The organism is Acinetobacter sp. YH12236, from assembly GCF_013417645.1.
In the GTDB taxonomy this organism is placed as follows: Bacteria; Pseudomonadota; Gammaproteobacteria; order Pseudomonadales; family Moraxellaceae; genus Acinetobacter.
Genome location: NZ_VPDM01000003.1, coordinates 161,059 through 177,432 on the forward strand (window position 1 = coordinate 161,059; position 16,374 = coordinate 177,432).

General features: G+C 40.7%; 12 protein-coding genes and 1 pseudogene. 6 read left to right on the plus strand and 7 right to left on the minus strand.

Going from position 1 to position 16,374, the window contains the following annotated elements; all coding sequences use genetic code 11:
• The 4 genes from FTV14_RS02920 (at position 1) to FTV14_RS02935 (ending at position 3,982) form a co-directional block, all read left to right on the plus strand.
• Positions 1–2,076: an FUSC family protein gene (locus tag FTV14_RS02920; RefSeq protein WP_180053293.1), complete on the plus strand. Its 2,076-nt coding sequence runs from the start codon at positions 1–3 to the stop codon at positions 2,074–2,076.
• Between the two features lie 3 nt (positions 2,077–2,079).
• Positions 2,080–2,280, plus strand: a complete 201-nt coding sequence (locus FTV14_RS02925) for a DUF1656 domain-containing protein (RefSeq protein ID WP_180053294.1) — start codon at positions 2,080–2,082, stop codon at positions 2,278–2,280.
• A 34-nt stretch (positions 2,281–2,314) separates the two neighbouring features.
• Entirely contained in the window at positions 2,315–3,322 is a 1,008-nt protein-coding gene (locus FTV14_RS02930; RefSeq protein WP_180053295.1) for an HlyD family secretion protein, read from the plus strand.
• 216 nt (positions 3,323–3,538) lie between these two features.
• Positions 3,539–3,982, plus strand: a complete 444-nt coding sequence (locus FTV14_RS02935; protein ID WP_180053296.1) for a BLUF domain-containing protein — start codon at positions 3,539–3,541, stop codon at positions 3,980–3,982.
• Between the two features lie 204 nt (positions 3,983–4,186).
• On the opposite strand, the gene FTV14_RS02940 is transcribed toward FTV14_RS02935, so the two are convergent.
• Positions 4,187–4,477, minus strand: coding sequence for a hypothetical protein (locus tag FTV14_RS02940; protein ID WP_004785797.1), 291 nt, complete (start codon positions 4,475–4,477; stop codon positions 4,187–4,189).
• Between the two features lie 183 nt (positions 4,478–4,660).
• Between FTV14_RS02940 and FTV14_RS02945 the strand changes: the two are divergent.
• Positions 4,661–5,038: pseudogene (locus tag FTV14_RS02945) on the plus strand (tautomerase family protein).
• A gap of 278 nt (positions 5,039–5,316) precedes the next feature.
• On the opposite strand, the gene FTV14_RS02950 reads toward FTV14_RS02945, so the two are convergent.
• The 3 genes from FTV14_RS02950 to FTV14_RS02960 form a co-directional block, all read right to left on the minus strand.
• Positions 5,317–7,431, minus strand: a complete 2,115-nt coding sequence (locus tag FTV14_RS02950; protein ID WP_180053297.1) for a TonB-dependent receptor — start codon at positions 7,429–7,431, stop codon at positions 5,317–5,319.
• Between the two features lie 232 nt (positions 7,432–7,663).
• Positions 7,664–10,066: a glucose/quinate/shikimate family membrane-bound PQQ-dependent dehydrogenase gene (locus tag FTV14_RS02955; RefSeq protein WP_180053298.1), complete on the minus strand. Its 2,403-nt coding sequence runs from the start codon at positions 10,064–10,066 to the stop codon at positions 7,664–7,666.
• Positions 10,067–10,232: 166 nt separating this feature from the next.
• On the minus strand, positions 10,233–11,492 hold the full coding sequence (locus FTV14_RS02960; protein ID WP_180053299.1) for a carbohydrate porin: 1,260 nt from the start codon (positions 11,490–11,492) through the stop codon (positions 10,233–10,235).
• Between the two features lie 806 nt (positions 11,493–12,298).
• Between FTV14_RS02960 and FTV14_RS02965 the strand changes: the two genes are divergently transcribed.
• Positions 12,299–12,898: a hypothetical protein gene (locus tag FTV14_RS02965; RefSeq protein WP_180053300.1), complete on the plus strand. Its 600-nt coding sequence runs from the start codon at positions 12,299–12,301 to the stop codon at positions 12,896–12,898.
• Between the two features lie 36 nt (positions 12,899–12,934).
• Here the strand turns inward: FTV14_RS02965 and FTV14_RS02970 are convergent, their stop codons facing one another.
• From FTV14_RS02970 to FTV14_RS02980, 3 genes are read right to left on the minus strand one after another with little or no spacing between them, the layout of a single operon-like run.
• Entirely contained in the window at positions 12,935–14,302 is a 1,368-nt protein-coding gene (locus FTV14_RS02970; protein ID WP_180053301.1) for an amidohydrolase family protein, read from the minus strand.
• Positions 14,303–14,327: 25 nt separating this feature from the next.
• Positions 14,328–15,248 (minus strand): ABC transporter permease, encoded by a 921-nt coding sequence (locus tag FTV14_RS02975; RefSeq protein ID WP_159123035.1) that lies wholly within the window; start codon positions 15,246–15,248, stop codon positions 14,328–14,330.
• A 24-nt stretch (positions 15,249–15,272) separates the two neighbouring features.
• Positions 15,273–16,367 carry an ABC transporter permease gene (locus tag FTV14_RS02980; protein ID WP_180053302.1) on the minus strand — a complete coding sequence of 365 codons (1,095 nt, stop codon included), beginning with the start codon at positions 16,365–16,367 and terminating at the stop codon, positions 15,273–15,275.
• Positions 16,368–16,374 lie beyond the last annotated feature (7 nt).

Consider the following 16,374-nt stretch of genomic DNA (forward strand, 5'->3'; position numbering starts at 1 on the left):
ATGCTGCTTATAAAATCTTTACTCGCATTTCGTCCAAATAAAATGGACTGGATTTTTGCGACTAAAACGTTTGTGGCTGGTATTTTGGCGCTCTACGTTGCGTTGAGTTTGGATCTTGCTTATCCGATTTGGGCTATTGGCACAGTTTTCGTTATTGCCAATCCTTATACGGGAATGACCGCTTCAAAAAGTATCTATCGTGTACTAGGTACTTTATTAGGCGCAATTGTGGCAGTTGCAGTTACTCCTTGGCTAATCAATACCCCGTGGTTGTTTACGCTGTTTTTATCCTGTTGGGTTGGTCTTTGCTTATATTTCTCTCTGCTTGATCGTACACCGCGCAGTTATATACTGATGCTGGCTGGATATACGACAGTCATCATCTGCTTTAATATCATTTACTTTATTGATACTGCCTCATTATTTGATATGGCGGTAGGACGCTTTCTGGAAATTACTATTGGCGTCGTTTGCAGCGCGATTGTGACGACGACCATATTTCCAATGCATATTGGCCCCGCAGTGAAAAGTCGTGTCAGTAAAACCTTAGCGGATACTCAGCAGATTTTTAATAAAATTCTATTGGAACCACGTCAAGATCAGAACTATACAAAAGCTTTAAGCAAGTTGGCTGGAGATATTGCAGATATTCATGTCATGGCTGTGCATTTAAGCTATGAAAAGTCAGCTCTACAGGGAATGACCAAACCACTGCAGGAAATGCTGAACCAGATCACAATGCTGGTGAGTAATTTGGTGGCGATGTCTGAACGCATGCAACAGTTAGACTTCATTGATACAGGATATCGCCAGTCATTGGCAGATTTACATTCCAAAATTAATACATATCTAACAGATGAACATCTATTGAAAGAGTCTGAATTGAATCAGCTTCCTGCTGATTTTGAAACAGATTTCCTGAAAATTTTTGAACATTCAAAAGATGGTCAAATTGTGATATTGAAAAGCTTGAAAATGGATATCCGCCATTTCATTCAGAATATCCATGCAATTAAGTTGATCTGGCAGCGAATCCAACAAGGGGATACTTCACTGCCTGAAATGATTGTTCCACTTACTACAAACTATCCAACCCTGCATCGTGATCATGGTGTAGCAGTGCGGGGCGGGGTTTCTGCATGCCTCACAGTTTTTATTGCTACTGCCTTTTGGATCTTAAGCGGCTGGAAAGCTGGATTTATGCTGGCTGAAATGGCTGCGATCAGTGCATGTATCTTAACGGCGCTGGATAATCCGGTGCCTGCATTGAAGCTATTTATTCGCAGTAGCTTATATGCTTCGATCGTGATCTTCATATATGCCTATGGAATTTTTCCAAATATTATAGAATTCTGGCAGTTAGCACTTGTACTTGCACCATTCTGCATATATTGCCTGATGCTTTTTTTGCATCCACCCTTGGTTGGAATTGGCTTGCCTTTGTTGATGGGTACGATCATGGGACTGAATTTTCAGAACCGTTATACCCTGGATCAAATTTCTTTCTTCGATGCAGCGATTGGTACAGTGATTGGGCCAATCATCGCTGTATTTATTATCCATATGATCCGTGCAATGTCTCCAGATATAACCGTACAGCGCATTTTGGCCATTCATAACCGAGCCATTCGTCAGGCACTGTATATTCCTTATGGGGTACGGTTCCGTATTCATTTACGTACGATGATTGACCGCATCGGGGTATTAAATACTAAAGCAGTAGAATCTGAAGATCTGAAAAATAAAATCAATCAAGCACTCATTGAATCCAGCGCCGTCGTGGATCTGGCACGGTTACAGGAACTCATACTCAAGTTACCTGAACAGCAGCCTTTGACCCAGCAACTCGAAGATCTTCAAATACAGCTGGATGAATATTTTCGTGCCAAAGAAATTGGACAAAATTATGATGCTGCCTTCACACAGTTAATTAACAACATACAGGCTCTAGAAGCAGATCTCATCATGCAGGAACATACAGATGTTGTAGAACGGCTGCATATTTCACTCAACAATATTCGTAGCAGTTTATGTCATATCAAGACACCGCCAAGATATGCAGGCGCAGGAGATTAATACATGGGAGAGCTGAATATCTATGGTTTGTATGTGCCAATTTTATTGATTCAAGCTGTGATTGCCTATGTTCTGCTTAGAATCTTGATGAAATGGCTGGACAAACTAGTCGCGAATGACTGGATTATCATGCCAAATATCTTCTACTTATGCATTTACGTACTTTTGCTGGGCGCCGTCCATTGGGCAGACTTATTACTATGAGGTCTGATATTAGAATGATTAAGGAAAACCGTATATGACATCTGTCAATTTACGCAAATATTTGCGACCTGTACTTTTGACGGTAGTGGCTGTTCTCGCCATTTTAGTGATTCGACATATCTGGAATTATTATAATTCTGAGCCATGGACGAGGGACGGGCGTGTACGTGGTGATGTAATTCAGGTGTCATCAGATATTTCAGGCCTGGTCACAGAAGTACTGGTGCAAGATAACCAGACCATCAAGAAAGGGCAGCCATTATTTAAAATTGATGTTGAACGTCAAGAACTAGATGTTGAAGAAGCTCGTGCGGATCTTGCGAAAGCGAAAGCAGGTTTAGCGCAAGCTGAGGCTGAACTGGCAAATGCTAAAGCCAATGTAGTGAAATCCCAGGCGAGTATTCATCTGGCAGACAAGAATGCGAGCCGTTATTCAAGTTTAATGAATGGTGCTATTTCAAAACAGGAACAGGATCAGATTTTTGCTGCACGAGATGAATCACATGCCGAGCATGAGCAGTCCTTAGCTGCAATCGAACAGGCCAAAGCGAATATCGAACAGCAAAAGGCATTAATACAAGTCGCTGAAAATAACCTCAATCTCGCGCAACTTAATTTACATCGTTCAGAAGTTGTTGCTCCGGCAAATGGGACATTATCAAATTTTGAATTAAAAGAAGGGAATTATGTCAAAGTTGGCCAAGCGGTGGCAGCATTACTAGATCGCAAACAGCTCTATGTAGTGGGTTATTTTGAAGAAACCAAACTGGATAAAATTTACGTGGGAGCACCAGCTACAATTCAGCTGATGGGTGATTCGCAAAAACTTAAGGGCCATGTGCAAGGTATTGCCTCGGGGATTGAAGATCGCGAACGTACTGCTGGTTCAGGTCTTTTAGCGAATGTGAATCCAACCTTTAGTTGGGTACGTTTAGCCCAACGTGTCCCTGTTAAGATTATTCTGGATGAATTACCAAAGAATGAACTTGCCTTTGTTGCAGGGCGAACAGCAACAGTGCATATAGAAAAGCAAGAAAAATAAACTGACCTGTAATTCAATAACACAAGGTTCTTGACGAAAAGAGAACCTTGTTATGAATCCTGATTTAAAAAGATCAAATAGCTATATAAAAACAGTAATAATAAGAAGTATGTAATTTGGCCATTAAATTACCTTGTCATTACATTTTTATTGACCATTCGTTCAAATTTTTATATTTTCGTATGAACTTTTTTTAAACAGGAGGAAATTTTTATTATGAATGATGTAAGGCTTTTATATGTAAGTAAGTTCAAAGATGAGAGATATTCTACCTCTGAACTTTATAATATTTTAACAGAAGCCTTAGAATTTAATGAGTTACACAAAATCTTTGGCGCACTCTATTTCGGTAATAATTATTTTGTCCAGTGTTTGGAAGGCACTGAAGAAAGTGTAAAAGACCTTTTCTATAATCGAATAGTTAAAGATCCACGCCATAAGAACTGTGAAATTCTCTCTTATGAACTAATCGACTCATATCTTTTCTCCAGTTGGCACATGAAGTATGCCAATGTCCATAATGATCTCATTGAGTTCTTTATCAAGAATCATCATGATGGATTTAATCCTTATCTCTTGGAACCAGACACTATTCCTGCTTTTATAGAATTACTCAGACAGCACGAAGATGATTTATACAAAGCCCAGGTGATGGCTTAGTCAGATTAAGATGTAACATGTGATATGTTAATTTAAAGAAATTGCTATATTACATGTTATATTTATAATTTTAAGTTATTGAAATTTATATAATAATTAAATTTTTAGTTTTAAAAAATAGAGATGGTTAACCGTCTCTATTTTTTAATAGATTTAAAATTCCGAGACAACTTAAATAAATTCCAGCACTTCAAGTCTCAATATTTAAAATATTTCCTGATTACATATTTCTATTCTTGAAATAAAATCGAGAGGCATAGTTAGTCTTTCAGCAGTTATTGTTTCGAAATGAACCCAGATAGCTGCGTCTCTATTCTCAAAACTAATACTTACAAGCTTAACCAAGTCATAGGGTTCAACATTGTGAGTCAAGATAATATTATAAAAGTGATCTGAGCGTACGTAAGAGATAAGCATTTGATGAATAGCTACTTGTTCATCGCTACTTAGCTCACTATATTTACTTAGTTCAGGTAAATCATGTTGTCTGTTCACTTTAGTCCTTATCGATCTTCAAGTTTTTTATAGAGGACCAGAATTTTATCAATTTAGACAGGGCAGCATTTAGTTGTTTTGTATAAATAATTGAACTTTTTATGAATGATGCTGAACAACAACGCTAGCCAGATTAAAGCGCACACTATAATTAAAACTGTAACTATAAGAGCGTAGAAAACAATGTCTCAAATAAAAATTTATACTTTAAATGAAACAATCGAAGTACATAGAATAGAACTGATTCAAGCTTTAATCAAAAAGCTAAGTTGTCCCGACAAAAGATTTTTCAACGATTTATACCTTTAGAGTCTGAAAATTTTATTTACCTAAAGAATCGATCTAGATTTTATATCATTATCGAGATTTCAATATTTGAAGGAAGAACAAAAGAGACCAAGAAAGCATTTGTTTTGGCTTTATTTAAAAATATAAGTCATTTATGTGAAATTAAATCTAATGATATTCAAATAACTATATTTGAAACTCCTAAAAGAAAATTGGGGTGTTCGAGGGAAAATTGCGGATGAGCTTCATCTAGGTTATGAGGTAAATATTTAAGTGATTTATATAAAGAAAACTTTCAAACTAATCTTAATAACTACGTTTTAACACGACGAGGATGAAAAAGACATATTAACTAATTAGTGAGTGCTACATACAGGAATAGGCTATATGCATAATATCTTATTTAACATAATATACATTATACGAAATGAATCATGTAAATCCAAAATAGAAATGTCCGCCTTAGATTCGCACTTATTGCTGATCTTGGCGGACATTCACATGTGAACATGAATCTTGAATAAATTAAGAAAGCTTAAGTCAGATTTAAATTAAAACTCTTTTGTCACGCTTAACCCAGCACTCCAGTTACGATCTTCTGCTGGTTCATAGAAACGACCATTGCTTTCGTTGACAATGACTGAGCCTGAATAATCCTTATCAAACAGATTATCTACGCGTGCAAACGTTTTTACAGACAAATCTTTGACATTCCAGTTATAGCCTACATTAGCCCCAGCCACTGTATAACTTGGTGCATATTGTGAGTTAATGTCGTTAACATAAATTCGGTCTGAGTAACGTACATCTATTCCACCATGTAAGCCATTTTCAGGTTTCCATCCCAAACTAAAGAATGCCTGATTCTTAGCAATTCCAGGAATATAGTTACCTGACGAAACTGCAGCTACTGTACCAATTGCTGGAATATCGGCATCAAATGTCGCATCAATATAGCTATAGCTGACTTGTGCTGCCAGATCACGCCAAAGATCTTTATTCCAAGATAGCTCTAATCCTTTTCTTAAGGTTTTATCTGCATTACGAAATGTTGAGCGCCCGCCATCACTTCCCGCAGAAACAATGTCATTTTTGGTTTGAGTCTGAAATGCTGCTAAGGTCATATCACCAAAGCGATTCGCAGATTTTAATCCTAGCTCATAAGTTTCACTTTCAGCCGCTTTTAAGCTTAATACATCGTTGCTACCATCAGCCGGATAAGCCATTTCGGTAAATGTTGGTGTTTCAAAACCTTGTGCATAGCTTGCATAAGTCATTAAATCAGGAAGAATTTTCCAACTTAATGCAACTGAAGGCAGTACTTTTTCATAAGTCATTTTACCTGAATTATCGCCATTCGACTCGGTAATATAATGATCTTCTGATTTAAAATGCACATTGCTATAACGCAAACCAGCATCTAGTATCCAATCTGGCGCAAAGTTATAAGATGCTTGAATATAAGGATCTGCATTCCAAAGCGTATTGTCTTCATTACGACGGAGTTCACCTTTAACGCCTAAAGTATTACCGACAAAGTTTTGATAGCCTTTACGGTCTTCGATCATACCATCTACAGCCACACCAGCAATCAATTTAGTGTTTTGTAAAATATCTGTTCCGGTCCAGCGAAGATCTGCTCCATAAAACTGACGGTCAAAATCAATGACACCACCCGCATGATTTGGACCACCTTGTGCTGTACTTGGAATAGATTGATATTGAGTGACTTCACGCTGTCCCCAATATGCCATACCGTACAATTCATGCTGATCATTGATTGGCTTGTTCCAGGTCAGTCCTGTCTGGAATTGCTCAATTTCTTTACGTGCATTATATAGCAGCACATTCGCTGCGACCTGTTTAGGATTTTCTCGCCATTGATCTCGAGTTAAACCACCTGGATCATCTGCTGTAATTTTGACATAGTTATTGACCCAGTTAATTTTAGAGCCATCGTCCAGATCCCAAGTCAGCTTGGCATTGTTCAGTACTTTATGTGCACCACTATGATCACGGAAACCATCCGTATCAAAATAAGATGAACTGATGATATAGCTTGGTTCAGAAGCATTTTCTGAACCACCTTGTAGCACCAGGTTCGTTTGGCCTTTGTTCTGACTGCCGCCCGAATATCCCAAAGTGACTGAATCAGGTCCCTGCCCTTCACGGCTTTGTGTCAGGATGGTTCCGCCAGAAGAATTACCGTATAGTGAGGAAAATGGACCACTCAGCACTTCAATATGATCCAGACTATTCAGGTCAATATTCGAGGTTTGCCCCTGCCCATCCGGCATAGTGGCAGGAATACCGTCTACATATAAACGTACTCCTCGCACACCGAAAGTCGAACGTGCACCGAAGCCCCGCATTGATATCTGTAAATCCTGAGCATAATTTTCGCGGTTATTCAGTTGTAAACCTGGTACACCTTTTAAGGTTTCAGACAGATTCACATTCAGGCTATTCTGTTGTTCCTGATTCAGATAATAGGTAGATGCCGGTGTTTCCAGAATGGCACGATCTGTACGGGTTGCTTCAACCACAATGGGAGCCAGTCGCTGTACCTCTGTAACCGGTTCTTCCGCATAAATTCCTTGACTGATACAAGCAATCAGACAGGATAAAGTCGATTTCATCGGCAACCGCGTGGTATGAAGGTGCATAGCTAATATTCCTGATATCTGGCATTCACTCATGCCATGGGAGTTCAAACGTTTTAAAAGTGTCTTATTAATTTTAAAGACTCAGCATCTGCATAAGATCAAACTGAATACTTGCAGGAAAGCTGAGCTAAAGGTTCATGATTTTCTAATCAAGCTTTATTGTCATAACAGCCTGTATTTTGCATAAAAAAGCCTGACGAATCAGGCTTTTTTACTTAACTATAAAACTTCATTATTTATTGTCAGGTAGTGCATAGGCAACCAAAGAATCACCCATTTTGGTACCGAAGGAACCGTGACCACCCGCCATAATCACAACATACTGCTTACCATTGGCTTCATAAGTCATTGGCGTCGCTTGACCACCTGCAGGCAGACGACCTTTCCACAGCTCATCACCATTAGTCACGTTGATCGCACGGATGTAATTGTCTTGAGTTGCACCGACAAACATCACATTACCTGCAGTCGAGATTGGACCACCTAACATTGGTACACCCATTTTAAATGGAGGCAATGGAATGCCCGGCATACTGTCACGAATCGTACCGATACGACGTTTCCAAGCGATTTCATGATTGGTCAGATCAACACCAGCCACATAACCCCATGCAGGTTGCTTACATGGTAAGCCGAATGGAGAGAGGAAGGCACTGATTTCAACACCATAAGGCACGCCATACATTGGCTGTACCCCCGCTTCAGTACCTGCACCTTTGGCAGTCTGCTTACGGTTCGGATCTTGCGGAATCAGACGAGATACAAATGGCAAACCAATTGGGTTGGTCAATGCAATTTGACGGTCTGGATTCACAGACATACCGCCCCATTCGAATACCCCCAAGTTACCCGGGAAGACCAGCGTCCCGTTTTCAGAGGGTGGTGTATAAATACCGTCATAGTTTAATTTCTTGAACGATACACGACACATCAACTGGTCAAACATAGTGGCACCCCACATGTCCTTATCCGTCAATTTATCTTGAGGAGCCAGATTAAAGTCAGAGAACGGTTGAGTTTTTGAATACCACTCGCCTTTGGTTTGCGGACCGCGTTTTACTGACTGAGGTACTGGTTTTTCAGTAATCGGAACGATCGCTTCACCTGTACGACGGTCTAATACAAAGGCATTACCGGTTTTGGTCAGCACATAGATCGCTGGAACCATTTTCCCGTTTTTGTCTTTGATATCAGTCAATGTCGGTTGAGCGGGTACATCCATATCCCACAAGTCGTGGTGAGTAGTCTGGAAGTTCCAGATCAATTTACCGGTAGATGCATTAATCGCCAGCATAGAGTTCGCATAACGCTCGTCTAGCTCAGTACGGTGACCACCATAGATATCCGGTGTACCTACACCTGTTGGTACATAGACGATATCCAGCTGTGCATCATAAGCCAATGGCGCCCATGCGTTTGGAGAGTTATTTACGAATTTTTGCCCTGGAGCAGGAATCGCATTTGGATCTTCCGCACCCGTATCAAATACCCAGAGCAATTCACCAGTATTTACATCATAACCACGAATCACACCTGAAGGTTCTTCAGTTGAATAGTTATCTGTGGTTGAACCGGCGATGATAATGGTTGTACCTGTCACCACAGGAGGTGAAGTCGGGTTATAACCGCCTGGATATGGGAATGGCATGTCTTTTTGCAGATCGACTTCGCCGTTATTACCAAAGTCGGAACATACCTTACCAGTAGTTGCATTGACCGCCACCAAACGTCCGTCATTCACAGGTAAGATTACTTTCTGAGGACATTCGGCAGACGTAGTTGAACGCGCAGCCAGGCTGCTTTCAAAACCTGCAGTATTGTTCGCATCATAATAAGATACGCCACGGCAAGTTAAATGCTGGAAGGTATTGTCCGCTTTTAGCTTAGGATCAAAACGCCATTTTTCCTTACCCGTCGCAGGATCAAGTGCAATCAGGTACTGGTGAGTGGTACACATAAACAGGTTATTACCCACTTTAATCGGGGTTACCTGATTCGTAGTTTCACCAGAATCTTTATCCGTTTTTACATCACCGGTATGAAATTCCCAAGCTAACTCCAGATCTTTTACGTTATCAGCAGTAATCTGTTTTAATGGAGAATAACGTAAACCTGACTGAGTACGACCATAGGCTGGCCAGTCTTCGTCAGCAATACCTGGAATAGACTGATGCACTGCAGGCTGCTGTGATTTTAATTCGCCACGGATTTCTTGCGGGTCATTAAATACAGAGTAAATCATGACAGCAATCGTAATTGCCAAGGAGCCAGTCAGCGCTATTTTTGCCGCTTTGCTATCGCCAAAACCGCGAGTCACTGCAGGAATCAGCAGAGCCAGACCGAATAGACCTAAAATATCTAGACGTGGTGCCAGTGCAAAGAAGTCTGAACCCACTTCCCAAAGCCCCCATACCACTGTACCAAGGACCAATACTGCATAAACAATAAGAGCTGTGCTTTTACGTTTTTGTAATAACACTGCTGTCGCCAGGAAGAACAGACCGGCAATGATGTAGTACCAAGACCCACCAAGTGTTGCCAGATATATTCCTCCAAATAGCAGAACCAAACCGAAAATGGCAGCAATAGCTGCCAGAATCGTTTTCAGTACTGAACCTGAAGACGAAGTATTCATATTGAACACCTTTTTTTTGATTTCTTGAACGTCTAAGCACTTAAGCGGCATAGACACCATATTGTTAAGTTCTTAGTTATAAATACATGAATACTTGGAGTATCAGTTCATCAATGCCCCAAAGTAATGGAAGAATCAATTGTGTATTTGCAACTAAAAACTCCGATTAGAACGACGTATTAAACTTGATTCCACCCACCCAGACATTTTCACCTTCTTTATATGCGCCGACATGATGGACATATTGCAGGTTTGGACGAATGGTTAGCCAGTTAGTTGCATGAATGCCGTAATAGATTTCCGCATCGACTTCTTCACTACGGTTACCCAATACATCATTGTTCATATTGATGCGTGCAACACCCAAAGCGATTTCATCCTGTGGGCGGGCATTCATCGCACCTTTGTAGACAAGACCGACATTTTGCATATCACTAACTTGGTTGGTTTTAGAGTCATGAACAGTGACGTTCACGAAACCGCTTAAACCTCGTGATGTATCCCCTTGATGTGAAGTCAGCTGTTGCTTAGCTACAATCCACCCCCCGTGATGATGACCATTTTGGGTTTGTTCATCTTGTGGAGTCACGCCATCAAATATTCTGGCATCAGCGGTACTGTAGTAATAACCGGCACGATATTCACCTGGCAGTTTTTGCTCACCCAGTTTCGGTGTCCAGACCACTTCTGCAGGAATGATCGCGCCTTTAGATCCGTCTGTGCTCAGGTTAAAGCCTTTGCCGCGTTCCAGATTCTCAGGGTTATATTCATAGACACCGACCTGGGTATAAACTTCCGGGGTAACGTTATATTTAACCCGCGCAGCCCATTGAGAAACCGGCCAGTTATACCATTGATCCCCTACCCAGTTACCCACTTGTGAACCGCACAATGCCAGATTCTGGAAGTCACAATCAAAACTGTTAAAGTCTTCACCTTCACCAAAACGTCCGACTTTTACATCCAGTTTTTGATCCAAGAATTGTTTCTTGATCCAGAAATCTGTTAGACGCCAAGTTTGACCGCGACCCCATACTTCCTGAACTGAACTTAAATGTCCTGTAAGCGCATCAGAAGTATTCGAAAGGTTGCGACCATCACGATGAGTTACTGTAATTTGTGCTTCAGTGTCTTGCCAGCCAGCAATTTTTTCCAGATCCAGATGAGTACCCAGGTTTAACTGACCTGTATATTCTGTGCCATGGCTATTTGAGCGTTTCGCGTCAAGTAAAGTCGCCATTTCACCTGTATATCCAAAGCTAAAATCATAGCCCTGTTCTTGAAGCTGGATACGTTGACCATTCCAGTCACCCAACATCCACGGACTTTCTGCACTAAATGCATCAGCGGCCTGAGTAGTTGTATTTGCCAATAGCAATCCAACTAAGGATGTATAGACAGCCTTAGATAAGGGAGAAATAGACATTAAATGCTTCACCTTAATCACGTTTTTACTAAATATAGTACACTGATTTAATTTTTTAGTTTCAAATAATGAAGGAAAAGTATTAATAATGTTATGAAGTTTAGCTAATCTAATTCTTTTGTTAATTTTAATTTAAGAAAATTTTAAATTTTAAATTCAATAATTTAAGAGGGATTAAATATAATATTAATAAAAATAATGCTATCTATAAATATTTTTTCTACATCAGTTCTTTTGTACAAAAATTTACCAATTCAAATTGCGTTATAAAAAACATTTGGTCTTTTTGTGCGTTTTTTATACTGAAACTTGATGGTCATCGCCTTTCTATTCTTGAATTTGTTACCGAGGAAAATTGAAAAAATCTGGTTCTATAAAAGTATCTAAAACCATTAAATAAGATAAAAAGTGATATCTGTTAAATAAATTTTAAATATATGTAAAAATTATAATTATTGGCTATTCATATTAGATTATAGATGTATATCTTGTTTAATTCTTTCTATCAATATTCTTATTAACCACCTTATATAAGTTTTATCTTTTAATGGGTTATATTGAGTAAAACGAGTAATGATCATTAACTGAATTGAATCGCTACAAAATATGTAACGATTCTAGTTTAAAACCAAATAAAAAATATTTTAATAATAATTATTAAATTTAAAAACAATAATTTATGTCAGTAAAAGTATATATTTTACTTTAAAATCTTCCCAAATATCCCCTCTCTTTTCCTGCTTGCAATTAAAGCTTTTCAGTCACATGATTAAGTGATCAAGGCTGCATATCAAGTGAGTAAAATCATGACGCCTGAACAACGCTTCCAAGCCATTTTGACCCAATCCAAGCAGCATGATGAAGAAAAATCCCAGCGCTCAAAGCTGGAAAATAACCTGATCGTGCTCAGTCATGAACTAAAGGAACTCGCAGAACGCATTGAGGAACAAGTCACTGATCTCATCTTCGCTGAAATGGATCATTTTCTAGAGTCCCAAGGCTGGAATTCAGAATTTATTAATACCAGAAATAAAAGATATACCCTGAATGAAAAAAATATTTATCTCAGCGCACTTAAGCCAACGATTGGAAAATTTTTATTTGTGATCAAGCATGACCTATTTGAAAGTACTGAACATCAGGTGGAAGCCTGCTTTAAGGATAGTACGACCTTGAGTCATTTTAAAACTGCCATGCAAGGTGGAGATCTTAAAAATGATATTCCGATCAAGGCGCTTGAAGAATGGTTAAAAGGCTTGCAGTTAACCTTGCAGAAATTAAAAGCTGAAAGTAACAACCTCCAGGCTGATGGTCTAACCTATGAAGTGATCAAGGTCGGTCAGATCCATCATAAAAGACTGCCTAACTTTATCGAAGCCTTTTTATCCATTCTGGAGCATAGATAAGCCTGTTTAAAGTTAGGGTTGGTTTTTAAACTTTATTTACAGGCGCTGTAATTCATTGACCGCACTTCCTTGTTCTGCGAGCCATTTCGCGCGTCGCTGGAACAAGGCTGGAGCAGCCTGATTGACCTGATCAATTAAGATTTGTAGATCAGCACGTACCAGTTTTCGGTTTTCTACCACCACTTGGCCGTTCACCATGGTCATATGCACATCTTGTCCTTGGACTGCATGCACCAGATTGGTATGTAAATTAAATAGTGGTCCCTGATTAATTAAAGGCGTCATTCTCGGTGTCGCAAGATCTACCGCAATAATATCAGCAAATTTCCCAGCTTCTAGCGAACCAATCTGATCCTGCATGCCTAAGGCTTTGGCACCTGTCCGAGTTGCCATCTGACAGACAGACCATGAATCCAGTGCTGCAGCATCCAAACCGGAAAACTTCGCCAATAATGAAGCAGTTTTCATTTCTTCAAACATGTCTAAATTATTATTTTCTTTCTCGCCATCAGTACCTAATCCTACAGCAATGCCATATTTAAGCATTTCCGTAATGGGGGCGGCGCCAGATGCCAGTTTCATATTCGATATCGGGTTATGTGCGACACCAACATTATAGTGTTTTAAAATTTCGATCTCTGCTGAATTGGCCCAGACACAATGCGCTAATAGGCATTGAGGTACATCCAGCATGCCCAATTGTTCCAGCGTCTGGATCGGGCGCACGCCATAACGTCGAAGGTTTTCTTCAACATCAAACTTGCTTTCGTTGCTATGCGTGTGAAAACCCGTCTGATATTCATGACACATTTTCTGGATACGTGCCAAGGCTTTTTCTTCAGCATAAAACAGATGTTCCAAGCCAACCCAGACCTGAATTCGCCCATTTGCGGCTTGATGCCATTTTTGAATTAAAGCTTCATTACTATTGAGGGTTTCAAAATAGTTGTGATCTGGATGTTCAGCCACATATGGCACCAGCACTGCACGTATACCGAGTTGCTGTGCGGCCTCAGCACTACCTTCCATATAACGCCACATATCCACAATGGTAGTCGTGCCGGATAGCAGCGCTTCGGCATAGCAGAGATAAGAGGCAATTTTGGAATCTTCGGGAGTCACTACCCGATGCATCGGGTCAATAAACTGTTGCAACCAGTCCCAGACTGGCAAACCCTCAGCTGTACCGCGTAGCAGGCCTGAGTGGCAGTGGGTATTAATCAAGCCCGGCATCAATAAACTTTTAGGATACTGGGTAACTGCAGTTTCAGGATATTGCTGAGTTAATTCCTGTAATGTTCCTACCTGCTTAATAAGAGCACCATCAATCAGGATGGCACCATCTTTAATACAGTCCAGGTTGGAGTTCATGGTCAGGACATAATCTGCGCTTATAATTTTCATAAAGTAATTCCTGAGATTTGCCCGATTAAGGGCTAAAGGTTTTGCCGAGTGACGCTGGTAAATTGAGTTTCAATAACTTCTTGTCACGTGAAATGAGGACTAAGACGACAATGGTTGCGATGTATGGCAATGCCGATAACAGTTCATTCGGTACTTCTAGACCCAGCGCTTGGGCATGAAACTGCAAAATCGTTACACCACCAAATAGATATGCACCCAACATCAAGCGCGTTGGTTTCCATGCAGCAAAAACCACTAATGCAATTGCAATCCAGCCACGTCCTGCGACCATATTTTCAATCCACATTGGGGTATAAACCGTAGATAAAAATGCACCACCAATACCAGCCATTGCACCGCCAAACATGACTGCACCATAGCGAATCGCCAGCACGTTATAGCCCATGGCATGTGCGCTTTCTGGAGATTCCCCTACTGCTTTCAGTAACAGGCCTAAACGGGTTTTACTCAGTACCCACCACACCAGCACAAAAGCAAGAATGGACAGATACACCACATAGTTTTGCTGGAACAGGACTGGCCCTATGAATGGAATATCAGCGAGTCCCGGAATTTTTAGGTTTTCCAGACCCGGTAAGGCGGTACTGACATAATTCTGTCCTAGAAAGGCTGAAATCCCGATCCCAAAAATAGTGAGTGCCAGACCACAGGCGGATTGATTGGTGCTTAAAGATAAGGTAAAAAATGCAAAAATTAGTGCCATCAATGTGCCTGCCAATCCGCCCATAAATAAGGCGCTGGCGACACTGGCTTCATACTGGCTAGCGAAAGCAAATCCAGCAATGGCACCGACCAGCATCATGCCTTCTACCCCAAGATTGATGACACCGGTACGCTCTGCTACCAGCTCACCCAGCCCGGCAAAGATCAATGGCGTTGCCGCAGCGACAGTTCCGGCAACAATTGCGGTTAATTCAATACTCATGTTGTTATCCTTCTTCTGTCTGGATCAGGCTGCTTGCGCAGTGGTCATGGTTTTTTTGATTTTCTTTTTGGTAAAACGGTAGCGGTTTTCAATCAGGGCATCTGAAGCCAACAGGAAAAATAAAAGCAGGCCCTGGAAAATTCCGGTAATCGCGACTGGGAGTTGCAACTGCATTTGTGCCAGTTCGCCACCTAAATAGATCAGCGCCATCAGGAAACCTGAAAGTACGATTCCAATTGGATTTAGTCGGCCCAGATAAGCCACAATAATGGCTGCATAACCATAACCTGGTGAAATATTCGGATTGAGCTGGCCGATTGGACCTGCAACTTCACAGATTCCGGCAATCCCCGCCATCAGACCTGAAATTCCCAAACTTAACCAGATGGCTTTTTTTGCTGAAAATCCTGCATATTGAGCTGCCAAAGGTGCCTGACCACTGACTTCCAGTTTATAAGCCATCAGACTCTTACGGATAAAAACCCAGAACAGCACCACTGCGATGATCGTGATAAAAATTGAGGCGTTAATCCGTGTGCCTTCCATAATCAGCGGCAGGGTCGCGCTTTCCGAGAACATTAAGGATTGTGGAAAGTTCATGCCATCTGGATCACGCCATGGACCATTGACCAGATACATCAGCAGGAAAAATGCCACATAGTTCATCATTAAGGTGGTCAAGGTTTCTTGCGCATTAAAATGGGTTTTTAGCAGCGCTGGAATCAGGCCCCAAATTGCACCACCAATCGCACCCATAATCACCATTAAAGGTAAAATCCACCAGCCGATCTGCTCATGAAACAGGATGGCAATACCACCGCCAAAGATGGCCCCCATAGCCAACTGCCCCTCAGCACCAATATTAAACAGACGGGCACGAAACCCAACAGCCAGACCCAAGGCAATTAAAATCAGCGGACTGGCTTTAATTATCAGTTCACTCAGATTATAGACTGAAGTCAATGGCTCAATAAAAAAGATATATAAAGCCTGAGCAGGATTCACTCCAAGCATTAAAAACAATAGGCTACCTACCGCCAGCATGGCGAGTAATGCAAGCACAGGTGAGAGCCATTTCATTAATTGAGAAGGATGTTCTCTAGGTTCTAATAAATGCATATTTACA